The organism is Micromonospora coxensis, assembly GCF_900090295.1.
Lineage (GTDB): Bacteria > Actinomycetota > Actinomycetes > Mycobacteriales > Micromonosporaceae > Micromonospora > Micromonospora coxensis.
Genome location: NZ_LT607753.1, coordinates 5,570,081 through 5,593,324, shown reverse-complemented (window position 1 = coordinate 5,593,324; position 23,244 = coordinate 5,570,081). Strand labels below are relative to the sequence as shown.

22 protein-coding genes are annotated in these 23,244 nt (G+C 73.9%); 8 read left to right on the top strand and 14 right to left on the bottom strand.

Features of this window, described 5'->3' with window-relative positions; translation table 11 throughout:
• Positions 1-4: 4 nt before the first annotated feature.
• The 5 genes from GA0070614_RS25470 to GA0070614_RS25450 are packed head-to-tail and all read right to left on the bottom strand — an operon-like array spanning position 5 to position 4,566.
• A complete protein-coding gene (locus GA0070614_RS25470; protein WP_088978325.1) occupies positions 5-262 on the bottom strand; it encodes a UBP-type zinc finger domain-containing protein in 258 nt (85 codons plus the stop codon).
• A complete protein-coding gene (locus GA0070614_RS25465; RefSeq protein WP_088978324.1) occupies positions 259-1,839 on the bottom strand; it encodes a Na+/H+ antiporter in 1,581 nt (526 codons plus the stop codon). Before GA0070614_RS25465 ends, GA0070614_RS25470 begins: the two co-directional genes overlap by 4 nt.
• A 37-nt stretch (positions 1,840-1,876) precedes the next feature.
• Positions 1,877-2,839: a TIGR03885 family FMN-dependent LLM class oxidoreductase gene (locus GA0070614_RS25460; protein ID WP_088978323.1), complete on the bottom strand. Its 963-nt coding sequence runs from the start codon at positions 2,837-2,839 to the stop codon at positions 1,877-1,879.
• 38 nt (positions 2,840-2,877) lie between these two features.
• Entirely contained in the window at positions 2,878-4,290 is a 1,413-nt protein-coding gene (locus GA0070614_RS25455) for an NADP-dependent succinic semialdehyde dehydrogenase (protein WP_088978322.1), read from the bottom strand.
• Between the two features lie 12 nt (positions 4,291-4,302).
• Complete coding sequence (locus tag GA0070614_RS25450; protein WP_088978321.1) at positions 4,303-4,566, bottom strand: DUF6343 family protein; 264 nt, start codon at positions 4,564-4,566, stop codon at positions 4,303-4,305.
• Positions 4,567-4,859: 293 nt separating this feature from the next.
• Here GA0070614_RS25450 and GA0070614_RS25445 point away from each other — a divergent pair, with 293 nt between their 5' ends.
• Positions 4,860-5,480, top strand: a complete 621-nt coding sequence (locus GA0070614_RS25445) for an antibiotic biosynthesis monooxygenase (protein ID WP_088979662.1) — start codon at positions 4,860-4,862, stop codon at positions 5,478-5,480.
• A 119-nt stretch (positions 5,481-5,599) separates the two neighbouring features.
• Positions 5,600-6,451 (top strand): GDSL-type esterase/lipase family protein, encoded by an 852-nt coding sequence (locus tag GA0070614_RS25440; protein ID WP_088978320.1) that lies wholly within the window; start codon positions 5,600-5,602, stop codon positions 6,449-6,451.
• Between the two features lie 194 nt (positions 6,452-6,645).
• Here GA0070614_RS25440 and GA0070614_RS25435 read toward each other — a convergent pair whose 3' ends face one another.
• The 3 genes from GA0070614_RS25435 to GA0070614_RS25425 form a co-directional block, all read right to left on the bottom strand.
• Positions 6,646-7,425: an EcsC family protein gene (locus GA0070614_RS25435; protein WP_231933387.1), complete on the bottom strand. Its 780-nt coding sequence runs from the start codon at positions 7,423-7,425 to the stop codon at positions 6,646-6,648.
• Positions 7,426-7,460: 35 nt separating this feature from the next.
• Positions 7,461-7,610, bottom strand: a complete 150-nt coding sequence (locus tag GA0070614_RS30655; protein WP_172892505.1) for a hypothetical protein — start codon at positions 7,608-7,610, stop codon at positions 7,461-7,463.
• Between the two features lie 73 nt (positions 7,611-7,683).
• The gene (locus tag GA0070614_RS25425; protein ID WP_088978318.1) at positions 7,684-8,568 is read right to left on the bottom strand and encodes a peptidase M23; all 885 of its coding nucleotides are present in this window, start codon (positions 8,566-8,568) and stop codon (positions 7,684-7,686) included.
• Positions 8,569-8,990: 422 nt separating this feature from the next.
• Here GA0070614_RS25425 and GA0070614_RS25420 point away from each other — a divergent pair, with 422 nt between their 5' ends.
• The 3 genes from GA0070614_RS25420 to GA0070614_RS25410 all read left to right on the top strand — a co-directional run bounded on the left by GA0070614_RS25420 (position 8,991) and on the right by GA0070614_RS25410 (position 12,187).
• Positions 8,991-9,911, top strand: coding sequence for a proteasome assembly chaperone family protein (locus GA0070614_RS25420; protein WP_088978317.1), 921 nt, complete (start codon positions 8,991-8,993; stop codon positions 9,909-9,911).
• Positions 9,912-11,039: 1,128 nt separating this feature from the next.
• A complete protein-coding gene (locus GA0070614_RS25415; protein ID WP_088979660.1) occupies positions 11,040-11,837 on the top strand; it encodes an exodeoxyribonuclease III in 798 nt (265 codons plus the stop codon).
• Between the two features lie 38 nt (positions 11,838-11,875).
• Positions 11,876-12,187 carry an antibiotic biosynthesis monooxygenase family protein gene (locus tag GA0070614_RS25410; RefSeq protein ID WP_088978316.1) on the top strand — a complete coding sequence of 104 codons (312 nt, stop codon included), beginning with the start codon at positions 11,876-11,878 and terminating at the stop codon, positions 12,185-12,187.
• A gap of 194 nt (positions 12,188-12,381) precedes the next feature.
• Here the strand turns inward: GA0070614_RS25410 and GA0070614_RS25405 are convergent, their stop codons facing one another.
• Both GA0070614_RS25405 and GA0070614_RS25400 read right to left on the bottom strand, forming a co-directional pair.
• On the bottom strand, positions 12,382-13,068 hold the full coding sequence (locus GA0070614_RS25405) for a class F sortase (RefSeq protein WP_088978315.1): 687 nt from the start codon (positions 13,066-13,068) through the stop codon (positions 12,382-12,384).
• A gap of 5 nt (positions 13,069-13,073) precedes the next feature.
• On the bottom strand, positions 13,074-13,679 hold the full coding sequence (locus GA0070614_RS25400; RefSeq protein WP_088978314.1) for a hypothetical protein: 606 nt from the start codon (positions 13,677-13,679) through the stop codon (positions 13,074-13,076).
• Positions 13,680-13,812: 133 nt separating this feature from the next.
• Here GA0070614_RS25400 and trmB point away from each other — a divergent pair, with 133 nt between their 5' ends.
• The 3 genes from trmB to GA0070614_RS25385 all read left to right on the top strand — a co-directional run bounded on the left by trmB (position 13,813) and on the right by GA0070614_RS25385 (position 17,925).
• Positions 13,813-14,526 carry a tRNA (guanosine(46)-N7)-methyltransferase TrmB gene (gene trmB, locus GA0070614_RS25395; RefSeq protein WP_088978313.1) on the top strand — a complete coding sequence of 238 codons (714 nt, stop codon included), beginning with the start codon at positions 13,813-13,815 and terminating at the stop codon, positions 14,524-14,526.
• A gap of 127 nt (positions 14,527-14,653) precedes the next feature.
• Positions 14,654-17,158: a DEAD/DEAH box helicase gene (locus GA0070614_RS25390; protein WP_088978312.1), complete on the top strand. Its 2,505-nt coding sequence runs from the start codon at positions 14,654-14,656 to the stop codon at positions 17,156-17,158.
• Positions 17,159-17,277: 119 nt separating this feature from the next.
• The gene (locus GA0070614_RS25385) at positions 17,278-17,925 is read left to right on the top strand and encodes a hypothetical protein (protein ID WP_088979659.1); all 648 of its coding nucleotides are present in this window, start codon (positions 17,278-17,280) and stop codon (positions 17,923-17,925) included.
• 173 nt (positions 17,926-18,098) lie between these two features.
• Here GA0070614_RS25385 and GA0070614_RS25380 read toward each other — a convergent pair whose 3' ends face one another.
• Genes GA0070614_RS25380 through GA0070614_RS25365 form a run of 4 tightly spaced genes read right to left on the bottom strand, consistent with a single transcriptional unit; the run spans position 18,099 to position 23,240 of the window.
• Entirely contained in the window at positions 18,099-19,598 is a 1,500-nt protein-coding gene (locus GA0070614_RS25380; protein ID WP_088978311.1) for an MFS transporter, read from the bottom strand.
• A complete protein-coding gene (locus GA0070614_RS25375) occupies positions 19,595-21,379 on the bottom strand; it encodes an IucA/IucC family protein (protein ID WP_088978310.1) in 1,785 nt (594 codons plus the stop codon). The genes GA0070614_RS25380 and GA0070614_RS25375 overlap by 4 nt, the downstream gene beginning before the upstream one ends.
• Entirely contained in the window at positions 21,376-21,951 is a 576-nt protein-coding gene (locus GA0070614_RS25370; protein WP_088978309.1) for a GNAT family N-acetyltransferase, read from the bottom strand. The genes GA0070614_RS25375 and GA0070614_RS25370 overlap by 4 nt, the downstream gene beginning before the upstream one ends.
• Entirely contained in the window at positions 21,948-23,240 is a 1,293-nt protein-coding gene (locus tag GA0070614_RS25365; RefSeq protein WP_088978308.1) for a lysine N(6)-hydroxylase/L-ornithine N(5)-oxygenase family protein, read from the bottom strand. The genes GA0070614_RS25370 and GA0070614_RS25365 overlap by 4 nt, the downstream gene beginning before the upstream one ends.
• Positions 23,241-23,244 lie beyond the last annotated feature (4 nt).

Sequence of the window (23,244 nt, the reverse complement as noted above, 5' to 3'; positions counted from 1 at the left end):
CGGCTCAGCCGATCTCCTCGTCCACGAAGCACCACCGCCAGGACTCCCCCGGCTGCACCGAACGCATCACCGGGTGCCCGGTGGCCTCGAAGTGCCGCGTCGCGTGCTGGTACGCCGAGGAGTCGCAGCAGCCGACGTGCCCGCAGGTCAGGCAGGACCGCAGGTGCACCCAGTCGTCGTTGCCGATCGCCACGCAGTCCGGGCACTCGCTGGTGGTCGCCGGCTCGGCGTCGCCGGCCTCGGTCAGGTGCGGGCAGCTCATTCCTCGGTCTCCCGTCGCAGCAACGACTCCTCCAGGTCCAGGTCGCGGTAGGCCCGCACCAGCGCCTCCTCCGGGATCCGCCCGTCGTCGCGCGCGGCCCGGAACACCTCCCGCTCGGCGTCGATCATCTCCTGCCGCAGCCGGGCGTACGCCTGCGACGGGGTTTCCCGCTCCCCGCCGCCGAGCCGCTCCCAGGCCAGGTTCGTGCGGCTCTGCAACACCTGGCGGGCCCGCTCGGCCACCGCCGCCGGCACGGTGTCGGCGAGCGCGTCGAGCCGCTCCCGGGCCGCCCGGCTGGCCTGCTGCTGCACCGCGGCGGCGGAGAGCGCGTCGCGCACCGGGTCGTCCGGCGGCAGCTTCAGCCGCCGGGCCACCGCCGGCAGTGTCGCGCCCTGCACCACCAGGGTCGCCACGATCACCGCGAACGCCAGCCAGATGAACAGCCCCCGCTCGTACGGCCGGCCGCCGGCCAGGGTCAGCGGCAGGCCGAGCGCCGCGGCGAGCGTCACCACCCCGCGCATCCCGGCCCAGCCGAGGACGATCGGCACCCGCGCCGCCGGTGACGGGTCCCGGCGGCGCACCCGGGGCACCAGCCGGGCCAGGTAGGTGGCCGGGAAGATCCAGGCGAACCGGGCCAGGAAGACCGCGGCCAGCACCGCGGCGGTGATGCCGGCCAGGAAGCCCACCGGCTCGTCCAGGTCCCGGACGACCTCGGGCAGTTGGAGGCCGACCAGCAGGAAGACCAGCCCTTCCAGGAGAAACCGGGCCAGCCGCCAGAACGCGCCGATCTGCAACCGGGAGGCGGCCGACATCAGCAGCGGCATCCTGTGCCCGATGCCCAGCCCGGTGACCACCACCGCGACCACCCCGGAGGCGTGGATCTCCTCGGCGGCGAAGACCACCGCGAACGGCACGATCAGCGACAGCGCGTTGTCCAGCAGCGCGTCGGTGGTCCGCCGGTGCAGGTAGCCGAAGACCAGCACGCCGAGCAGGCCGACCAGGACGCCACCGCCGGTGGCGACCAGCACCTCCTCGGCGACGTACCCGAAGCCGACACCGCCGGTGCTCGCGGTGGCGGCGGCCACCGCGACCCGCAGCAGCACCAGCGCGGTGGCGTCGTTGAGCAGGCTCTCGCCCTCCAGGATGGTCACGATCCGCCGGGGCAGACCGACCCGGCGGGCCACCGCGGTGGCGGCGACCGCGTCGGGCGGCGCCACCACCGCGCCGAGGGCCAGGCAGATCGCGTACGGCAGCTGGGGCAGGAACAGGTGCACGACGGTGCCCACCACGAACGCGGTGAAGATCACCAGTCCCACCGCGAGCAGCAGGATCGGCCGCAGGTTGAGCCGGAACGCCGGCACCGACGTGTCCAGGGCGGCCACGTACAGCAGCGGCGGCAGGATGCCGACCAGGACCAGGTCCGGATCGAGGCGCACCAGCGGGAAGCCGGGCAGGAAGGAGAGCCCGAGACCGATCACGACCAGCAGGATCGGCGCGAGCAGCCCCAGCCGCCGGGCCAGCGCCGCGCCGAACGTGGCGACCGCCAGGAAGACCACGACCTCGAACAGCGCCTCCATGGGCTACGAGCCTAGGCGGCGCGGCGACCTGCGGTGATCAGGCGGCGCGCAGTTTCGGTAGCACCTCCGCGCCGAAGGTGTCGATGAAGGCCCGCTGCTCCTGCCCCACGTGGTGCAGGGCGATCTGGTCGAAGCCCAGCTCGACGTACTCGGTGAGCCAGCCGACGTGCCGGCCGGGGTCGGCCGAGACGTTGACCACCTCGGCGACCTTCTCCATCGGCACCTGCTCGCTGACCACGTCGAAGTGCTCGGCGGTGTCCAGGTCCCAGCAGACCGGCGGGGCGAAGACGTTGCTGCGCCACTGGTCGTACGCGATCGCCTCGGCCTCGGCCTGCTCGGACGCCCAGCTCACGTGCACCTGCAGATGCAGCGGCCCCCGCCCGCCCGCGTCCCGGTACGCGTCGATCATCCGGCGCAGGTGCTCGGTCGGGGCGTTGACGGTGATCAGGCCGTCGGCCCACTCGGCGCACCAGCGCGCCGTCTCGACGCTGACCGCCGCGCCGATCAGGGCCGGCGGCTGCTCCGGCCGGGTCCACAGCTTCGCCCGGTCCACCCGGACGAGCCCGTCGTGGCTGACCTCCTCACCGGCGAGCAGCGCCCGGATGACGTCGACGCACTCGCGCAGCCGCGCGTTGCGGACGTCCTTGCGCGGCCAGCCGTCGCCGGTGATGTGCTCGTTGCTCGCCTCGCCGGAGCCGAGGGCGGCCCAGAACCGGCCCGGGTACATCGCCCCGAGGGTGCCGATCGCCTGCGCGATGATCGCCGGGTGGTACCGCTGGCCGGGGGCGTTGACCACGCCGAACGGCAGGGCGGTGGCCTGGAGGGCGGCGCCGAGCCAGGACCAGGCGAATGCGGACTGCCCCTGCCGGGCGCTCCACGGCGAGAAGTGGTCCGAGGACATGGCGGCGCCGAAGCCGGCCCGCTCGGCGTGGATCACCGATTCCAGCAGCTTGCTCGGGTGGATCTGCTCGTGGGAGGCGTGGAAGCCGAACACCGTCATGGGCAGCGTTCCTACCCATGACGGTGTCCGGCCAATCGCTACTCGGCGTGGGCGCCGGCGCCGGCCGAGGCGGCGCCCTCCCCCACCCAGACGGTCTTGGTGTTGCAGAACTCCCGCATGCCGATCGCCGACAGCTCGCGGCCGTAGCCGGAGTTCTTCACCCCGCCGAAGGGCAGTTCCGGGTACGACGTGGTCATCCCGTTGATGAAGACGTTGCCGGCGTCCAGGTCGGTGGCGAAGCGCTCCTGCTCGGCCGGGTCGGTGGTCCACGCGTTCGAGCCGAGGCCGAAGGAGGTGCCGTTGGCGACCTCGATCGCCTCGTCGTACGACGACACCCGGTAGAGGCCGGCGACCGGCCCGAACACCTCCTCGGACCACATCCGCATCTGCGGGGTCAGGTCGGTGACCACGGTCGGCGGGTAGAACCAGCCCTCCCCGGCGGGCAGCTCACCGCCGCAGAGCACGGTCGCGCCGTGGTCCACCGCGTCCTGCACCTGGGCGTGGACCTCGTCCCGGCCGCCGGCGCTGGCCAGCGGGCCGACGTCGGTGCGCTCGTCCATCGGGTCACCGACCCGCAGCGCGGCCATGTTCGCGGCGAACCGCTCGGCGAAGGCGTCGAAGACGTCGGTGTGCACGATGAACCGCTTCGCGGCGATGCAGGACTGGCCGTTGTTCTGGCACCGGGCGGTGGTCGCCACCTCGGCGGCCCGGTCCAGGTCGGCCGAGGGCATCACCACGAACGGGTCGCTGCCGCCGAGTTCCAGCACCGTCTTCTTCAGCTCCCGCCCGGCGATCTGTGCGATCGATCGGCCCGCCCTCTCGCTGCCGGTGAGGGTGGCGGCGCGGACCCGGGGATCGCTGAGGATCCGGTCCACGGCCTCCGAGCCGACCAGCAGGGTGCTGAACGCGCCCTCGCCGAAGCCGGCCCGGCGGAACAGGTCCTCCAGGTAGAGGGCGGTCTGCGGCACGTTGGAGGCGTGCTTGAGCAGGCCGGTGTTGCCGGCCATCAGCGCCGGCGCGGCGAACCGCATCACCTGCCAGAGCGGGAAGTTCCACGGCATCACCGCGAGCACCGGCCCGATCGGCTGGTAACGCACGAAGGCGCGCCTGGCGGTGACCGCCTCGGCGTCGGCGGGTTCGTCGGCGAGCATCTCCGGCGCGTGTGCCGCGTAGAACCGGCAGGCCGTGGCGCACTTGGTCACCTCGGCCTTCGCCGCGGCGTACGTCTTGCCCATCTCCGTGGTCATCAGCCGGGCGGTCTCGTCCCGCTCCGCCTCCAGCCGGTCGGCGGCGGCGACGAGCCACCGTCCCCGCTGCGCGATCGTGGTGCCCCGCAACTGCTGGAAGGCCAGGTCGGCCCGCTCGATCGCGGCGTCGACCTGCTCGTCCGACATCGCGTCGTACGACTTGAGCACCTGGCCGGTGGCGGGGTTGGTGGTGGCGATGGGCATCTCGTACTCCTGTCACTCGAAGAGTGAGTGCCGCGTGCCCGGCTCCTCGCGGCGGCGGGCGGCGCGGCGGCGCTGGATGACGACCAGGTCGACCGCGGCGACCACGGCGAGGACCGCACACGCCACGCCCAGCCAGGCCACGTCGGCCCGGAAGGCGAGCACCGCGAAGACGGTCATGCTGACCAGGCCGAACAGGGCCAGCACCAGGCGGAGGTTCAGCGCGCTGTAGGCGTGCCCGACCGTGCCACGGGCACGCCGGGGCTGCGATCTCGTCATCCCTTCGGGCTACCCCGGCAGGCATCGGCCTAACCAGCGGGCCGCCGCCCGGGGTGGCGGCGGCCCACCGCCATCGAGGGTCCGGCCCCACCGGGGGCCGCCGCCGCGCCGGGTGACGCCGGCGCCGCCCTGGTGGGTCCGGCCCCGACCGGCGGGCCGCCGCCCGCGCGGGCCCACCGGCGGTGATGCCGGCCACGGAACGGGTATCCGGCGGATGCGACGGCCCGGTGGGTTGCGTTACAACCGTGCGCCGCGACCGGACCGACACCGGGGGCGGCGGGAAGGATGAGGGCATGACCATGACCCACGCGGTGCCGGTGACCGTCGCGATCGCCCGGCGCGCCGACCCCGCGCGTGCCCACGAGATGGTCGCCTGGATGCGTGCCGGCACCGCGCTGGCCGAGAGCTTCCCGGGGTTCCTCGGCGCCGGCTGGGTGCAGAGCGCCCCCGGCTCGGCCGAGTGGCACATGCTCTACCGCTTCGCCGACGGTGACACGCTGCGCCGTTGGGAGGAGTCGCCGCAGCGGCACTGGTGGCTCACCTCGGCGCAGGGCATCGTCGAGCACACCCGTACCGAGCGGCGCACCGGCATCGAGGGCTGGTTCGACCCGCCGGTGGACCACGTGGTGGAGCTGGCGGCGCCGGCCGCCGGGGAGCCGGTCGCGCCGGCCACCCCGCCGCGCTGGAAGCAGGCCGTGACGATCTGGCTGGCGTTCTTCCCGTTGAGCCTGACCGCGACCCTGCTCACCGCCCGGTTCATCGGTGACACCCCGCTGGCCCTGCGTACGCTGATCATGACGCTCTGCCTGACCCCGCTGATGACGTACCTGGTGCTGCCCCGGATCACCCGGGCGCTGCACTGGTGGCTGCACGGGCAGCCCGCGCCGTGGCGGACACCGCGCCACCCGTCCTAGCAGATCAATGTTTCTGAATATCGCTCCTGCCTGAAAGTCGACAGGAGCGGACCGCGCCGGGCGGGCTCCCCCATACAGTCACCGTGCCGTCACCGCGTGCCGCCGGACCGGGGGAAGACATGCCACGCCGCTGGGTCGCCGCCGCCGCCTGCCTCCTGGCCCTGGTCGCCCTCGCCTGCGAGGAGGGCGGGTCCGGCTCGCCCCGCCCGACGCCGAAACCCGGGCAGCCCGGCCTTCCCGCCACGATGGCCGCGCTGGGCGACTCGATCAGCACCGGCTTCGGCTCCTGCCTGGTGCTCACCTCCTGCCAGCGCAACTCGTGGTCCACCGGCGACGGCATCCGGGTGGAGAGCCACTACCGCCGGCTGCTCGACGCCGACCCGGGCCTGCGCGGCCGGGCCCGCAACCACGCCGCGCCCGGAGCCCGCGCCGGCGCGCTCGCCGGTCAGGCCGAGGCCGCCGTCCGTGACAAGGCGGACTACGTGACCGTGCTGATCGGCGCCAACGACGCCTGCCGCACGGACGTCGACCAGATGACGCCGGTGGCGACGTTCCGCAGCCAGGTCGACCGGGGCCTGCGGGTGCTGCGGGAGGGCCGGCCCAAGGCGCGGGTGCTGGTGGTGAGCATCCCCGACCTGCACCGGCTCTGGGAGATCGGGCACACCGAGCCACGCGCCACCCGGGCCTGGCGGGCCGGTGTCTGCCCGGCGCTGCTGGCGAACCCGACCTCCACCGCGCCGGCCGACCGGGCCCGCCGGGCCACCTTCCGGCAGCGGATCGACGCCTACAACGCGCAACTGAAGGCGGCCTGCCGGGCGTACGGGTCACGCTGCCGGCACGACGGCGGCGCGGCGCACCGGGCCCGGTTCACCCTCGACGACGTCAACGCGCTGGACTGGTTCCACCCCAACGTCTCCGGGCAGAACCGGCTCGCCGACGTCACCTTCCCGGCCGCCGGGTGGCGGCTCTGACCGCGCCACCGGCCCACGAGCGGGTGCACCGGTCCGGGCCGTCGTCGAGAGTCGGACCGACCGGTCGCCGGCACCCCGATCGGGCGGCCGGGAAGCCGGTGACCGACGGACGACGGCGCGGGACGGCCGCCGGCGCGGGGAGACGACGACGCCGCCGTACCCCGGTTCGGGGACGGCGGCGTCGGGACGTCGGGTCAGGGTCGGCGAGGCTGGGGGACGCCGGGCCGGCCGGCCCGGTAGAGCGCCCGGGCCCGCTCGGCGAGGTCCTTGGTGGCCGAGGAGTTGGCCCAGGTGCCGAGGATGATCGCGGCGCCGGGGACGACCTTGGCGAACATCCGCTTGGCCGCCCGGACCCCGGCCATCCGGGCCAACCGGATGCCGAGTTGCAGCATCACCTTGCCCAGCGGGCTCTGCGCCGCGTGACCGAAGAGCGCGCCGGCCCGTTCCCGCCCCGCGGCGACCCCGAGGGCCAGCCGTGCCGCCTCGGCGGCCTTGTGCACCTTCTGCAGCACCAACAGGTCGGTGGCCCGGTCCGGGTGCAACGGGTCCGCCCCGTACGCGGCGGCGACGTGCAGCACCAGCCGGGCCTGGGTCCAGGCCAGCACGCCGACGTCGATGACCGCACCGGGCAGGCCGGCCGCTCCGGAGACCGCCCCGGAGAGGCGTGCCCGGTTGACGAACCGGCGGACCGCCTGCTCGGCCAGCTCGTCGGCGGAGGCGTGGGGCCGCTCGGCGCGGGCCCGGGCCGCCCACGCGGCGGCCTCCGGACCGAGCCGGCGGACCGCCTCCAGGGCGAGGTGCTCCGGAGCGTACTGCGGGTCCTCCCGCATCCGGTCCCAGAGCGTCGCCGGCGGCGCCTCGGGGGCGTCCGGCTCCCCGCTCGGGGTGGTGACCGGGGTGGTCGCGGCGGCGGGGGTGGCCGGCGGTGGCGTGGGGACGGTCGGTTCGTCGTCGACGGGCACGGCGTCGGTCACGGGGGCTCCCGGTGTCGAGGGCGTGGGAGGGGCGGTCAGCGACGGCGACCGGCGGAGAACCGGCTCGCCACCTGCTTGAGCTTGGCCTGGTTCTCCGGCTTGGCCAACTCGCGCCGACCCCGGTCGACCAACTGCTGCCCCTTCGGGGACCGCAGGAACGCGGTGATTCGCTGCACCAGTGACATGTCGTCCTCCGATCGGTGGTCCTGCATCATGTGTACCCCGAACCGGCAAACGGTGAACGGTCCCCGCGTCAGGTCACCCCAGGACGGCCTCGACCACCTCGGTGGCGAGCCACTCGTGCTGGGCGTACGCGTCCGGGAACGCGGAGACCTGCACGGCCTGGGCGGCGACGGTCAGCGGCAGGTTCTGCCAGCCCGGGATCTCCAGCAGCACGGCCAGAAACGCCCGGGTGGCGTACGCCGGGTCCATCAGGTCGGCGACCGTGCCCCAGCCGCTGCTCGGCCGCTGCTGGAACAGCCCGACCGAGTCGTGGTCCCATCCGATGGCCTGGTGCGGGTAGTTCTGCGACTCGGGCAGCACGCCGCTGGCGTAGTTGTAGAGCTTGCTCTCCTGCATGGCGGTGGCGACGGCGATGACCAGCGCCTGCCGGGGGGCGCCCATCTCGCGGCCGGCCTTGACGATCTTCACCGCGTTGTCCATCTGCATGCGGTCCAGGCCGGCCACCGGGGCGATCCGCTTCGGCTTCGGCTTGGGCTTCGGCTTCGGCTTGGCCTTCTTGGTGGCGGTGGGGGACGCGGAGGCGGTCGGGGATGCGGTCGGGGAGGCGGGGACGGGCGCGGGGGACGTGGTGGCCGGGGTGCGGTCGTGCCCACGGGAGGCGACGTCCTGCTGCGCCCGCTCGGCGAGGGCGGCCTCGGCGCCGACCGGCGTCACCGGGTCGGCGGGGAACGCCTGGAAGCCGGCGAAGGTGGCCAGCCCCAGGCAGGAGACCACGCCGGTGGCGAGGACCACCCGGGCCGGGCGGCGGGGGTTAACGAGGGCGCCGAGGCGGGTACGGAGGAGACGGGTCGCCGCGGTGCCACGGAGAACGCCGACCTGAACGGACGAGGGGGTATCGTCCGAACGGCCAGTCGTGCCCTCGGGGGCGTACTGGTCGTCGATGGTGTCGTCGTCACGCATTCGACGAGGCTAGGCAGGCCCACCGGCGGTCACCCACCGTCACGCAGTGGCGCTGGCCACAATCCGGCCGATGGCAACCGGACACCCCCGCCCGCCCCGTGCGGGCAGGAGACGAAAGCGCCAGACCCGGCAACCCGGGAAGGCGGCACGGCTCGCGTCGTCCCGGGACGGCGGGGCGGACTCCCCCTGCCCCGTGCGCATGATCGGTATCATCCACCGTTCGGACGACCCTCGCCCGCCGGTACGGGTAGGCCGGACACGGATGATCGCCAAAATGCGGTGCTTCGCCCGGCTTTGATCACCGAATCGGCGGCGACCCGCCCGCTGCTGGAATGGATACCTACGGCGGGTACGTTCCCCGAACCGGGTGCCGTGCGCGCACGGCCCCCGCGTACGCGCGCTTCCTCAGGAGGTCCGAACCGGTGCTCGACCCACACGAGCTGTACCAGCTCACCGACGACCTGCCCGACCTCGGCCAGCCGGTGCTGATCCAGGCGCTCACCGGCTTCGTCGACGCCGGCAGCGCCAGCCGCCTGGCCCGCGAGCAGCTGCTGACCTCGCTGGAGTCGCGTCGGATCGCCACCTTCGACGTCGACCAGCTCTTCGACTACCGCTCCCGGCGTCCGGTGATGACCTTCGTCGAGGACCACTGGGAGCACTACGACGCGCCCGAGCTGGCGCTGCACCTGCTGCACGACGACGACGAGACCCCGTTCCTGCTGCTCACCGGCCCCGAGCCGGACCTGCAGTGGGAGCGGTTCGTGGCGGCGGTCGCCGCCCTGGCCGCCCGGCTCGACGTCCGGCTCACCGTCGGGCTCAACTCGATCCCGATGGCCGTGCCGCACACCCGTCCGACCGGGGTGACCGCGCACGCCACCCGACGTGAGCTGATCGCCGGCTACGAGCCCTGGTTGCAGCGCGTGCAGGTCCCCGGCAGCGTCGGGCACCTGCTGGAGTACCGCCTCGGCGAGCAGGGCCGGGACGCGGCCGGCTTCGCCGCGCACGTGCCGCACTACGTCGCCCAGACCGAGTACCCGGCCGCCGCCGAGGTGCTGCTCTCCTCCGTCTCGCGCACCACCGGGCTGCTGCTGCCGAGCGACAGCCTGCGCAGCGCCGCCGAGGTGGTCCGGGTGGAGATCGACCGTCAGGTCGCGCAGACCGACGAGGCCGCCGCCCTGGTCCAGGCCCTGGAGGAGCAGTACGACGCCTTCGCCCGCGGACGCGGCGAGAAGAACCTGCTCGCCACCGAGGCCGGGCCGCTGCCGACCGCCGACGAACTCGGCGCGGAGCTGGAGCGCTTCCTGGCCGAACAGAGCCGCCCCGGCGACACCCCGAACACCTGACGCACCTCGCCGACCGTCGGGACGCCGCGGACCTCCCCGGTCCGCGGCGCCGCCCGGCCCGAGCGCGACGGCCGGTTGTACGTCCGGGCCCGGACGGCGACAATGGCGGCACCGGTGTCGCGACCCCGGCGGCGCAGGGCCGTACGGGATGAAACGTCGACTCTTCATCGAAGGGACGACGGCATGCATCCCATGCTCCGGCGTCTGGACGAGCTGGCCGCGCACCTCGCCACCCGACCCGACACGGTGGCCCTGCTCGGCCTCGGCTCGGCGGGAGCCGCGCACGACCGGCTCGACGCCCACTCCGACCTGGACTTCTTCCTCGTCGTCGCGGACGACGCGGTGGCCCGGTACGTCGACTCGGTGGACTGGCTCGCCGCCCCCTGCCCGGTGGCGTACAGCTTCGCCAACGAGCGCCACGGCCGCAAGGCGCTCTACGCCGACGGGATCTTCGTCGAGTACGCGGTCTTCACCGTCGGCGAGCTGGCCGGCCTGTCGTTCACCGGCGCACGGGTGGTGTGGCAACGGCCCGACGCGCCCACCGGGCTGGCGGAGTCCGGCGCGCCCCCGCCACCGGCGACGCCGTACGACACGGTGGAGTTCCACCTCGGCGAGGCGCTGACCAACCTGTACGTGGGCCTGCACCGCGAGGCGCGCGGCGAACGGCTCACCGCGTCGCGGTTCATCCAGTCGTACGCGGTGGACCGGGTGCTGGCGCTGGCCCGACTCACCTCCCCCGGTACGGCGCACCGGCGCACCGGCGCGATCCGTTCGACCCGACCCGGCGGGTGGAGCAGGCGTACCCGCCGGAGGAGCTGCCGCTGGCGGAGATGGTCCCCGGTTACCGGGCCAACCGGGACGCCGCCCGGGCGACGTTCGACTGGCTGTCGGCGCGGTTCCCGGTGCACCCGGTACTCGGTGAGGCGATCCGGCGCCTGCTGGCGACCGCGCCGGACGCCGCCGGGGCGCCGCCACCCCGCCCGGACTCCCGGCCGGTCACGTCGACCCGACCGGCATCGCCGGCCGGGGCCGCCCCGGTGGACGGCCCCGCGCCGTCGACCGGACCGGGCGGCGCGTCGCGGGACCGCTGAGACGGCGGGCCGGGTCCGGATGCGGCAGGCTGGAGACATGCGCCTGGCGACCTGGAACGTGAACTCGGTGAAGGCCCGACTCCCCCGGCTGCTGGACTGGCTGGCCGGCACCGGACCCGACGTGGTCTGCCTGCAGGAGACCAAGTGCCCCGACGGCGCCTTCCCGGTCGCCGAGGTGGGCGAGCTGGGCTACGAGGTGGCCAGCCACAGCGACGGCCGGTGGAACGGGGTGGCGATCCTGTCCCGGGTCGGGCTGGCCGACGTGACGGTCGGGTTTCCCGGCGAGCCCGGGTTCCCCGAGCCGGAGGCGCGGGCCATCTCGGCCACCTGTGACGGGGTACGGGTCTGGTCGGTGTACGTGCCGAACGGCCGGGCCCCCGACGACCCGCACTACGCGTACAAGCTGTCCTGGTTCGCCGCCCTGCGCGACGCGCTGGAGCCGGAGCTGGACTCCGGCGGGCCGGTGGCGGTCTGCGGGGACTTCAACGTCGCGCCGACCGACGACGACGTCTGGGACCCGGCGCTCTTCGTCACCTCCACCCACGTCACGCCGGCCGAGCGGGCCGCCCTCGCGGCGCTGCGCGACCTCGGGCTCAGCGACGTGGTGCCGACCCCGATGAAGGGCCCGCACCCCTACACCTACTGGGACTACCGGGCCGGCATGTTCCACCAGAACAAGGGCATGCGCATCGACCTGGTGTACGCCTCGGCGGCGTTCGCCCGCGCGGTCCGCTCGGCGTACGTCGACCGGGAGGCGCGCAAGGGCAAGGGCCCCTCCGACCACGCCCCGATCGTGGTGGACGCCGACCTGGTGCCGGCCGTCGAGTCGTTCTGACCGGGCCACCGGCGCCGGCGGGTGACTAGGGTGGAGCCATGGCAGTCGTGAAGATCAACGCGATCGACGTCCCGCCCGGCGCCGGCGAGGAGCTGGAGAAGCGGTTCGCCGCCCGGGCCGGCGCGGTGGAGAACTCCCCCGGCTTCCTCGGCTTCGAACTGCTCCGGCCGGTGGCCGGGGAGCAGCGCTACTTCGTGTACACGCGCTGGGAGAGCGAAGAGGCGTACCAGGCGTGGGCGGCCGGCCCGTCGCGGGCCGCGCACGCCGGCGGCGAGCAGCGTCGGCCGGTGGCCTCCGGCGCGACCCTGCTGGAGTTCGAGGTCGTCCAGCACGTCCCCGGCAAGGGCTGACCCGCGCCACCCGGGCCGCGCCGAGCGGGTCGGGCGGGCCGGCGTCGGGCGGGCCGGCGTCGGGCGGGCCGGCGTCGGGCGGCGTGACCTGGCCGGCGTCGGGCGGCGTGACCCGGCCGGCCTCGACGGGCTGACGGCGGGACGGGTGTCGGCCGGTGAGTGCCGCACCGGCGGCACGACGACGCGCCGCCGGCTCAGGGCTCCCGGGTGTCGGCCAGCGAGGCGAAGGCGATGACGTTGTCCTCGTAGCCGGTGTTCCCGCCGACCCAGGCGCCGCCGCAGGTGATCAGCCGCAGCGCGGGCGGTCCGTCGTGGCCGTACACCCGGTCGGCCGGCAGGTTCGCCTTGTCGAAGTACTCCACCGAGTCGACCGTGAAGACGACGACCCGCCGGTCGTCGCGGGTCACCTCGATCCGGTCGCCGGCCTTGAGCTTGCGCAGGTCGTAGAAGACGGCCGGGCCGCTCTTGGAGTCGACGTGCCCGACGATGATCGCCCGGCCCGGCTCCCCCGGGGTCGGGCCGCGGTCGTACCAGCCGGTCTCGTGGTGCCGGTTCAGCGGCGGCACGTCGATCGACCCGTCCCGGGCCTGACCGACCGGCGCCACCGGGGCGTCCACCCGGATCGCCGGGACGGCGAGGCTGACCGGCCGGCTCGCCGGCAACCCGCCGGCACCGCCCCGGGCGGCCTGCGGCTCGGCGCTCGCCGTCGTACCGGGGCCGGCGGCCCAGTCGAACGGCCCGGCCGTCCGGCCCAGCCCGGCGCCGGTGGCGAAGACGCCGATCAGCACCAGCAGCACGGCCAGTGGCGTCGACCACGGGCTGCGGGACTGCCGCCGGTCACGCCGAGCGGCCGGCGCGGCGGAGGGCTGCGGGGCCGGCACGTCGCTCAGCCCCTGGCCGCGCCGCGCGGCCGGCGGGCGGCGACGATGCCGACGATCGCCCCGACGATGGTCAGCGCCAGACCACCGGGGACCAGCAGCCCACCGAGACCGAGACCGCCGGCCGCCCCGCCGAAGCCGGTGTGCGGGCCGGGGCTGGGCTTCACGTGCTTGACCACCTGGAGCATCGTCGACGCGGTGGCCCCGTCGCGGCACTCCAGCTTGACCCGGTAGTTGCCGGGCCGGGTGCGCTCCCTGACCATCGCCGAGGCGGTCAGCAGCCCGTACTGCGGATGCACCTGGACCCGGCCGAAGGCGTCCGAGACGACGGTCGCCGGGATCGAGTTGTCCTTGCAACTGGCCCGCAGGCCGACCAGATAGCCGGGGCTCACGACGCTCGGGCGCACCTCGACGAAGACGAGGTTGCCGGGCGGTGGCTGCGGGTTGCCGCCCTGGTCCGGCCAGCCCCCCGACGGGTCACCCGGGGCCGGCGCGAGCACGGGCGGCGGGGCGGTGACGGGACGGGTGGCCTCGGCCGGCGCGGCGGCGAGCAGCGCCGGGGCGAGCGCACCGAAGGCGACCGCCACGGCGGTGCGCTGGAGCGTGACCGACACCCTGCCCCCTCTCGGCGCCCTCGGGCAGCGCCGGGGCGGTGGAGCACCGGCCTGCCGTACGGGATGAATCGTCTCACCCCCGGGCGTACATCACATCCGATACGCCGGAACCGTCGCGTACGCTCGGGTCGCTGTGACCTCCACCGACCAGACCCCCGCCGACCCGGCGGCGACGCACCCCGCCGGGATCCGTACCTTCCACCCCCGCCGTGGCCGGATGAGCAGCCGGCAGACCGACGCGCTGGAGCGGCTCTGGCCCGCGTACGGCCTCGACGTGGCCGGGCTGGACGGGCCGTTCGACCCGGGCGCGTTCTTCGGTCGCGGCGCTCCGGTGGTGCTGGAGATCGGCTCCGGCATGGGCGACGCCACGGCCTCGATGGCCGCCGCCGACCCGGACCGAGACTATCTGGCGGTCGAGGTGCACACGCCCGGAATCGGCAACCTGCTGGAGCTGGTGGAGCGGCACGGGCTGGGCAACGTCCGGGTGGCCCGGGGTGACGCGCTCGACCTGGTCCGGGCGATGCCGGAGGGCTGCCTGGACGCGGTGCACGTCTACTTCCCCGACCCGTGGCCGAAGGCCCGCCACCACAAGCGGCGGATCATCCAGCCCCGGCACGTGGCGCTGCTGCGCTCCCGGCTGCGCCCGGGCGGCACGCTGCACTGCGCCACGGACTGGGCCGAGTACGCCGAGTCGATGCGCGAGACGCTCACCGCCGACCCGGAGCTGGTCGACGTGCACGGCGGGTACGCGCCCCGCCCGGCGCACCGCCCGGTGACGAAGTTCGAGCGCCGCGCCCTCACCGCGGGCCGCCCGGTCGTCGACCTGGTCCACGTCCGCCGTCCCTGACGCCCCGCCGACCGCCCCGCGCGGTGGGCGGGCGCTCCTGCGCGTCGGGAAGGTCGGCGCGCGGGGGCCCGGGGTGGGCGGGGCCGGTTGGCGCGCGGGGCCCCGGGGCGGGCACGATGGGAGCGCCATGACTCTCACTGCCGCGCTGCCTCGAAGCGCCGACCCCGACACCCTCTTCGACGCGTTCGCCGGCTGGGCGAAGGAGCGCGGCCTCGACCTCTACCCCCACCAGGAGGAGGCGGTCATCGAGATCGTCTCCGGCGCGAACGTGATCATGAACACCCCGACCGGGTCCGGCAAGAGCCTGGTCGCCATCGCGGCGCACTTCGCGGCCCTGGCCGACGACCGGACGACCTTCTACACCGCCCCGATCAAGGCCCTGGTGTCGGAGAAGTTCTTCGCCCTCTGCGAGGTCTTCGGCGCGGAGAACGTCGGCATGCTCACCGGCGACGCCAGCGTCAACGCCGACGCCCCGATCATCTGCTGCACCGCGGAGATCCTGGCCAACCTCGCCCTGCGCGAGGGCACCCGGGCCGACGTCGGTCAGGTGATCATGGACGAGTTCCACTTCTACGCCGAGCCGGACCGGGGCTGGGCCTGGCAGGTGCCGCTGATCGAGCTGCCGCAGGCGCAGTTCGTCCTGATGTCCGCCACGCTCGGCGACACCACCCGGTTCGTCGACGACCTGACCCGGCGCACCGGGCGGCCGACCGCCGTCGTCCGCTCGGCCGAGCGGCCGGTTCCGCTGCTCTTCTCGTACGCGATGACGCCGCTGCACGAGACGCTGGAGGAGCTGCTGGCCACCAAGCAGGCCCCGGTGTACGTCGTGCACTTCACCCAGGCCGCCGCGCTGGAACGCGCCCAGGCCCTGATGAGCGTCAACGTCTGCACCCGGGCGGAGAAGGACCTGATCGCCGAGGCGATCGGGAACTTCCGGTTCACCTCCGGCTTCGGCAGGACGCTGTCCCGGCTGGTGCGGCACGGCATCGGCGTGCACCACGCCGGCATGCTGCCCAAGTACCGCCGGCTGGTGGAGACGCTGGCCCAGGCCGGCCTGCTCAAGGTCATCTGCGGCACCGACACCCTCGGCGTCGGCATCAACGTGCCGATCCGCACCGTGCTCTTCACCGGCCTGAGCAAGTACGACGGTGTCCGGACCCGACTGCTCAAGGCCCGTGAGTTCCACCAGATCGCCGGCCGGGCCGGCCGGGCCGGCTTCGACACCCTCGGCCGGGTCGTCGTGCAGGCCCCCGAGCACGTCATCGAGAACGAGAAGGCGCTCGCCAAGGCCGGTGACGACCCGAAGAAGCGTCGCAAGGTGGTCAAGAAGAAGCCGCCGGAGGGCTCGATCGGCTGGGGCGAGCCGACCTTCCAGCGGCTGGTCGAGGCCGAGCCGGAGCCGTTGACCTCCAGCTTCCAGGTCAGCCACTCGATGCTGCTCAACGTCATCGGCCGGCCGGGCGACGCGTTCGCCGCCATGCGGCACCTGCTCACCGACAACCACGAGGAGCGCGCCGCCCAGCGCCGGCACATCCGCCGGGCCATCGCCATCTACCGGGCGCTCAAGGCCGGTGGCGTGGTCGAGCAGCTCGACCAGCCGGACGAGGAGGGCCGGCGGGTCCGGCTCACCGTCGACCTCCAGCTCGACTTCGCGCTCAACCAGCCGCTCTCCCCCCTCGCGCTGGCCACGATCGAGCTGCTGGACACGGCGTCGCCGTCGTACGCCCTGGACGTGCTCTCGGTGATCGAGTCGATCCTGGACGACCCGCGCCAGGTGCTCTCCGCACAGCAGTTCAAGGCCCGCGGCGAGGCGGTCGCCGCGATGAAGGCCGAGGGCATCGAGTACGAGGCCCGGCTGGAACTGCTCGACGAGGTGACCTGGCCCAAGCCGCTGGCGGAGCTGCTGGAGAACGCGTACGAGATGTACCGGCAGGGGCACCCGTGGGTCGCCGACCACCAGCTCTCCCCCAAGTCCGTGGTCCGGGACATGTACGAGCGGGCGATGACCTTCGGCGAGTACGTGCAGTTCTACGGGCTGTCCCGCTCGGAGGGCCTCGTCCTGCGCTACCTCGCCGACGCGTACAAGACGCTGCGGCAGACCGTGCCCGAGGACGCCAAGACCGAGGAACTGGTCGACCTCATCGAGTGGCTGGGCGAACTGGTGCGCCAGGTCGACTCCAGCCTGATCGACGAGTGGGAGCGGCTGCGCAACCCGTCCGACGTGGCGGAGGTCGCCGCCAGCCTGGACGACCGGCCGCCGGCGGTGACCCGCAACGCCCGGGCCTTCCGGGTGCTGGTGCGCAACGCGCTGTTCCGTCGGGTCGAGCTGGCCGCGCTGCGCCGCTGGGACCTGCTCGGCGAGCTGGACGCCGCCGACGGCTGGGACGCCGACGCCTGGGCCGACGCGCTGGAGCCGTACTTCGAGTCGTACGACGCGATCGGGGTGGGGCCGGACGCGCGCGGGCCGGCGCTGCTGATGATCGAGCAGGGCCGGGAGCGGTGGACCGTCCGGCAGATCCTCGACGACCCCGACGGCGACCACGACTGGGGCATCAGCGCCGAGGTGGACCTGGCCGCCTCCGACGAGACGGGTGCCGCGGTCGTCCGGATCACGGACGTGGGACAGCTGTAGGACCTTCTCGGAAAGGGCCGTCCGGGATGCCCGGTCGGCCCTTTTCGTTCCCTGGGCGATGTCAGGCCCGTCGATTAGAATGTATGTACTAATCGAGTTCCTGACCTGGGAGGATGCTCGTGACCGCGCCCACCTCCGCGACCCCGCTCACCCCCTACGCCACCCTCCTCGGTTTCACCCGGTACGTCGACCGCACCGGCCCCACCAAGGCCACCTTCGTCGGCGGGCTGCGCAAGCAGCGGGCCAGCCGCTCGGGCTTCAACCCGCACGGCCAGTTCGTCAAGGCGCTCAAGGCCGACGTCGCCTTCCACACCGGCGGCACCCACCTCGCGCAGGTGGCCGATCTGGTCAAGCCGCGCTGGCGTCCGCTCTACCAGGCGCTGGTCCCCGGGGCGACCGCCTGGCTGGAGTCCCTCGGCGACCCGCGCTCGGTCGAGCTGGCCCAGACCCGCGACGCGCTCGCCATGCTGGGCGACCTGCCCGTCAAGATCAACCCGCACTTCGGCGTCCGGTACGCCGACGGCCGCGCCGAGGCGGTCCGCCTGCACTTCGACGAGACGCCGCCGAGCGAGGAGGCGACGCTGGCGACCCTGCACCTGATGGCCCGCCACATGGACGCGGTGCTGCCGCACGCCGAACCGGTCCTGGTCGACGTGCGGCGCGGCACGGCCCACCGGATGCCGACCGACGCCAAGCCCGACCAGGTGGAGCGCTGGCTGGCCGGGGAGGCCGCCGCCTTCCGCGCCATCTGGTCCACCGCCGCCTGACCCACCGACCCCCGTCCCCGCCCGGTCGGACCGGACCGGACATTCTCATCTCCGTTTGCGGCATGTCGCGGTGTCCTCCGCTCGGGACACCGCGACATGCCGCACACCGCGGACCGGCCCAGCGGGCACGCACGGCCGTTCGAGGGGCTCGGCGCGCAGGCGCGGGCGGCGGATCAGGCGGCGCGCTCGGCGCGGTGGATCAGTCCGGCCGCGACGAGTCCGCCGACGAGGACGGCGACCGCGCCGACCGTCTGCCCGGTCTCCAGCGCCACCCGGAAGGCGTCGGAGACGAGCCCGCGTTCCTCCTCGGTGCGGGCGGCGGCCAGCGCCGCCGGGAACGACCCGGCGCCGGCCAGCGCGGCCGGCAGCAGCGCGCCGAACCGGGCGTTGAGCACCGCGCCCAGCACGGCGATACCGAGGCTGCCGCCGAGTTCGGTCATGGTGCCGTCCACCCCGGCCCCGGCGCCGGCCTTCTCCGCCGGGATCGCGCTCAGCACCGCCTCCACGATCGCCGGATTGGCCAGCGCACAGCCGGCGCCCATCACCAGCAGCCCGGCGAGCAGCACCGGATAGCCGTCCCCCGGCGCGTGGGTGACCAACGTGAGCCCGGCGGCCAGCAGCACCATGCCGACCGCGATCGCGGCCGGCACCCCCAGCCGGCGGATCAGCGCGGCGGCGACGCCGGCGACGTTGAGCAGCACGATGGAGAGCGCGAAGGGCACCATCCGCAGGCCGGCCTCCCAGGCGGTGTAGCCGCGGACGAACTGCAGGTGCTGGGTGAGCAGGAACAGCGCCCCGGTGGCCCCGAAGGTGATCAGCACGACCCCGCTGACCGCGCCGACGAACCGCCGGTGCCGGAACAGGTCCATGTCCAGCATCGGATCGGGGATCCGCCGCTCCCACAGCACGAAGCCCGCCAGCAGCACGATCCCGCCGCCGGCCGCGCCGAGCACCGCCGGAGCGCGCCACCCCAGGTCCGGCCCGGCGATGATCGCCCAGACGATCCCGGTCAGCCCGGCCGTGGAGAGCAGCACGCCGCCGAGGTCCGGACGGCCAGCGCGCTCCTCGCGCGACTCCGGGACCAGCGCCCGGACCGCCAGCAGGCAGACCAGCACCACCGGCAGGTTGACCAGGAAGACGGCCTGCCACGGCAGGTGGGCCAGGATGGCCCCGCCGACCGGCGGGCCGGCGGCGAACCCCAGTGCGCTGGTCGCCGCCCAGAGGCCGATCGCCCGCTGTCGGTCCGCCCCGTGGAAGACCTGCATCGCCACCGCGAGGGTGGCGGTGACCAGCAGCGCCCCGCCGACGCCCATGCCGGCCCGGGCCGCGATCAACTGGCCGCCGGTGCGGGCCAGCCCGGCGGCGAGCGAGCCGGCCCCGAACAGGACCAGCCCGGCCAGCAGCATCCGGCGGCGGCCGTACCGGTCGGCGGCGCTGCCGGCGCTGAGCAGCAGGCCGCAGAGCACCAGGGCGTACGCGTTGATCATCCACTGGACGTCGGCGGTGGTGGCGTCGAGTTCGGTGGTGAGCACCGGGATCGCCACGGTCAGCACGGTGTTGTCCAGCACCACGGTCACCTGGGCGAGGCAGAGCACCGCCAGGATCAGCCAGCGGTGCCGCACCGGCGCCGCCGGCCCGTTCGCCCGTACGGCCGGCGGGGCGGTGGCGCTCACCGCTGCGGGGCGAAGCGGGCGAGCGGGTTGGCCAGCGTGCCGACGAACTGGAGCGCGGCCGACGGGTCGGCGAGGTCGACCATCTGCCGGTTGTTGCGCAGTTGCAGCCGGTTGAGGCACGACAGCGGGAACTCGGCGGCGAACAGGTCGTAGCGGCGCAGCCGGTCGGCCAGGTGCGGGACGCTGTCGGCGTAGTCGGAGGCGGTCGCGGCGACGGTGCGCCAGAACGTGTCCTCGTCGAGGACGCCCTCAGTGACCAGGATGGCGTTGAGGTGGCGCAGGAAGCAGTCGACGACGTCGGTGAAGATCGACAGGATCTTCTCGTCCTCGGGCACGGCGACCCGGATCCGGCGTACCGGCTCGGGCAGGTCGGCCTCCGGGTCCAGCACCGCGATCTCCTCGGCGATGTCCTTGAAGATCACCCGCTCGACCACCCCGTCGTGCAGGACGAGGATGACGTTCTCCCCGTGCGGCATGAAGGCCAGGTCGTGGGCGTAGAGGCTGTGCAGCAGGGGGACCAGGTAGGCGTCGAGGTAGCGGCGCAACCACACCTGCGGGGCCAGCCCGGACCGGGCGACCAGCGCGCCGGCGAACGAGCGGCCGGCCCGGTCGACGTGCAGCAGCGACGCCATGGTCGCCAGCCGCCGGCCCGGCTCCAGACCGGGGACCGGGCTCTCCCGCCACAACGCCGCCAGCATCTTGCGGTACGGGGAGTACCGGTCGGTCGCCGCCTCGTACTGGCGGTGGCGGTACCCGACGGCGGCCCGCTCCCGGATGATCGACAGCCGGGTGCGCCGGAACACCGGGTCGGTGGCGACGAGGTCGGCGAGCCAGTCGTTGATGGCCGGGGTGTTCTCCATGTACGCGGCGGACAAGCCCCGCATGAAGCCCATGTTCAGCACCGACAGGGCGGTCTTGACGTAGTGCCGGGTCGGGTCGGTGACGTTGAAGAAGGTGCGGATCGACTGCTGGGCGAGGTACTCGTCCGGCCCCTCGCCGAGGCACACCAGCCGGCGCCGGGCGATCTCGCCGGCGAAGCTGACCGCGAGCTTGTTCCACCACTGCCAGGGGTGCACCGGGATAAGCAGGTAGTCGGCCGGGTCGAGGCCGAGGCCGGTGAGGGTGCGCGCGAAGCCGGCGAGGGTGTCCGCGCCCAGTTCGGCCCCCAGCAGCGTGTCGTGGTCCAGGTCGGCGGAGCTGCTGAAGGTGGCGTGGTCGCGGTGCGCGGCCAGCCAGAGCAGCCGTACCGGCCGGGCGGCCTCCGGGGCGTACCGGTGGTACTCGTGCACCCCGAAGCCGATCCGGCCGTTGTTGGCCACGAAGCAGGGGTGGCCCTCGGTCATCTGCGTCTCGATCTCCTGGAACTCCGCCTTGACCAGGTCGGCGGCGGCCACCTCCGGCTTGCCGAGCTTGTACGCGGTCCCGGCCAGGGTCGAGCTGATCTCCTCCAGGTAGACCGGCAGCACCTCGTCGGAGAGGCCGAGCGCGCCGCGCAGCTCCAGGCAGAGGTCGACGGCGTCGAGGGGCAGCTCGCGTCCCCCGGCGTGCCGGGTGATGCCGGCGGCGTCGACCTGCCAGTGGTCGAGGGCGAAGCGGCGGGCGCTGAACCGGTACTCGACCGTGCCGTCGTCGCTGCGGACCCGGTAGCGGTCGGCGCCCAGCGGCTCGGGGACGATCAGGCGCTCGTGGGCGAACTCCGCCAGCGCCTTGCGGACCAGCAGCCGGTTGGCCGCGTCCCAGCGCGGCGGGTTCAGGTGGTCCACGGATGCGGTCGCGTTCACGCGGGCACGGCTCCTCGGGTGGCGGTCCGGAACTGGTCGCGGGTGCAGACGCTGAGCAGGGCGTCCTTCTCCGGCTTGCGGATCGGGCCGACGACGGTGAAGCCGACGGCCGCGTTGAGCGCGTGCACGGCGGTGTTGCGCACGTCCGGCTCCACCACGACCCGGCGAGTGGCGGGGTCGGCGAAGAGCCAGGCCAGCACGGTGGTGATGACCGCGCGGGTGAAGCCGGGCACGGGCGTGTCGGTCGGCGCGCACAGGAAGTGCATGCCGACGTCGCCGTCGGCGTGGGCGTACCGGCCGACGAGTTCGACGTGGGCGGGGTCGTACCGCTCGGCGAGGAACGTCGGCCGGCCGCGCCAGGCGCCGAGGAAGGCGTCGTGGTGCGGGTGCGCGGCGATGCGCCGGTACGCCTCGGCGACCCGGGCCACGTCGGCGTCCTGCATCATCCAGAACGCGGCCTTGGGGTGGGTGACCCAGCGGTGCAGCAGCGCCGCGTCGCCGTCCGGGTCGAGCGGACGCAGGGTGAACTCCCCGAGCCGCTCGTCGACGCGACGGAAGGTCGGCGCGGTCACGAGGCCGTCCCGGCCGGCACACCGAACTCCTGGAAGGCGATGCGCGTCTCGATCGGGTAGTGCTCCCGTCCGGTCAGCTCCCGGATGATCCACGAGTTGCGGTACGGGCCCATGCCCAGGTCGGGCGAGGTGACGCTGTGCGCGTGGGTGGCGGCGTTCTGGAGGAAGACGCCCCGGCCGGTGTGGTCGACGCTGTAGTTGCGGGCGACGTCGAAGCGGCCGTGGGAGTCCCAGCGGAGCCGGTCCCGGATCGGGGTCAGGAACTCGGGCGCCTGGTAGTGGTAGCCGGTCGCCAGGATCAGCCCCTCGGTGTCCAGGGTGAAGTCGCGGCCCTGCTCCTCGTGCCGCAGCCCGAGGGTGTACGTCCCGGTCGACGCGTCGTACGCGGCGGTGCGCAGCGTGGTGTTGGTCATCAGCCGGGTCGGCACCGGACCGGCCACGTTCTTGGCGTACAGCAGGTCGTAGATCGCGTTGATCAGGTCGGCGTTGATCCCCTTGAACAGGCCCTTCTGCGCCGACTCCAGCCGGTAGCGGGTCGGCTCGGGCAGGGCGTGGAAGTAGTCCACGTAGTCCGGGGAGGTCATCTCCAGGGTGAGCTTGGTGTACTCCAGCGGGAAGAACCGCGGCGAGCGGGTCACCCAGGTGAGCTGGTAGCCGTACGTGTCGATGTCGGCGAGCAGGTCGTGGTAGATCTCGGCCGCGCTCTGCCCGCTGCCGACCACGGTGATACGGCGCTTGGCCCGCAGCGCCGCCCGGTGTTCCCGGTACCGCGAGTTGTGGATCAGGTCGCCGCCCAGCCCCCGGCACGCCTCGGGCAGGTGCGGCGGGGTGCCGGTGCCGAGCACCAGGTGCCGGGCACGGTGGGTCACCCGGTCGCCGGCCACCGTGGCGTGCACGACGTACCGCTCGTCGCCGGGGTCGTACTCGATGGCGGTGACCTGGTGGCCGAAGCGCACGCCGGGCAGTTTCGCGGCGGCCCAGCGGCAGTAGTCGTTGTACTCGGCGCGCAGCGGGAAGAAGTTCTCCCGGATGTAGAACGGGTAGAGCCGGCCGGACTCCTTGAGGTAGTTCAGGAAGGAGTACGGGGAGGTCGGGTCGGCCAGCGTGACCAGGTCGGCGATGAACGGCGTCTGCAGGTGGGTCGACTCCAGCAGCATGCCGGGGTGCCAGTCGAAGGCGTCGCGCGCCTCCAGGAACAGGCCGTCGAGGTCGCCGATCGGCTCGGTGAGGCAGGCCAGGCCGAGGTTGTACGGGCCCAGCCCGACGGCGATGAAGTCGTGGGTCGACACGGGG

Bases quoted from the DNA above. Each gene is read 5' to 3' on its own strand.
- GA0070614_RS25425 (WP_088978318.1), bottom strand. From the start codon at position 8,568: ATGCGTGACGACGACACCATCGACGACCAGTACGCCCCCGAGGGCACG.
- GA0070614_RS25445 (WP_088979662.1), top strand. From the start codon at position 4,860: ATGACCATGACCCACGCGGTGCCGGTGACCGTCGCGATCGCCCGGCGC.
- GA0070614_RS25455 (WP_088978322.1), bottom strand. From the start codon at position 4,290: ATGCCCATCGCCACCACCAACCCCGCCACCGGCCAGGTGCTCAAGTCG.
- GA0070614_RS25390 (WP_088978312.1), top strand. From the start codon at position 14,654: ATGACTCTCACTGCCGCGCTGCCTCGAAGCGCCGACCCCGACACCCTC.
- GA0070614_RS25440 (WP_088978320.1), top strand. From the start codon at position 5,600: ATGCCACGCCGCTGGGTCGCCGCCGCCGCCTGCCTCCTGGCCCTGGTC.
- GA0070614_RS30655 (WP_172892505.1), bottom strand. From the start codon at position 7,610: ATGTCACTGGTGCAGCGAATCACCGCGTTCCTGCGGTCCCCGAAGGGG.
- GA0070614_RS25470 (WP_088978325.1), bottom strand. From the start codon at position 262: ATGAGCTGCCCGCACCTGACCGAGGCCGGCGACGCCGAGCCGGCGACC.
- GA0070614_RS25460 (WP_088978323.1), bottom strand. From the start codon at position 2,839: ATGACGGTGTTCGGCTTCCACGCCTCCCACGAGCAGATCCACCCGAGC.
- GA0070614_RS25465 (WP_088978324.1), bottom strand. From the start codon at position 1,839: ATGGAGGCGCTGTTCGAGGTCGTGGTCTTCCTGGCGGTCGCCACGTTC.
- GA0070614_RS25450 (WP_088978321.1), bottom strand. From the start codon at position 4,566: ATGACGAGATCGCAGCCCCGGCGTGCCCGTGGCACGGTCGGGCACGCC.
- GA0070614_RS25415 (WP_088979660.1), top strand. From the start codon at position 11,040: ATGCGCCTGGCGACCTGGAACGTGAACTCGGTGAAGGCCCGACTCCCC.
- GA0070614_RS25410 (WP_088978316.1), top strand. From the start codon at position 11,876: ATGGCAGTCGTGAAGATCAACGCGATCGACGTCCCGCCCGGCGCCGGC.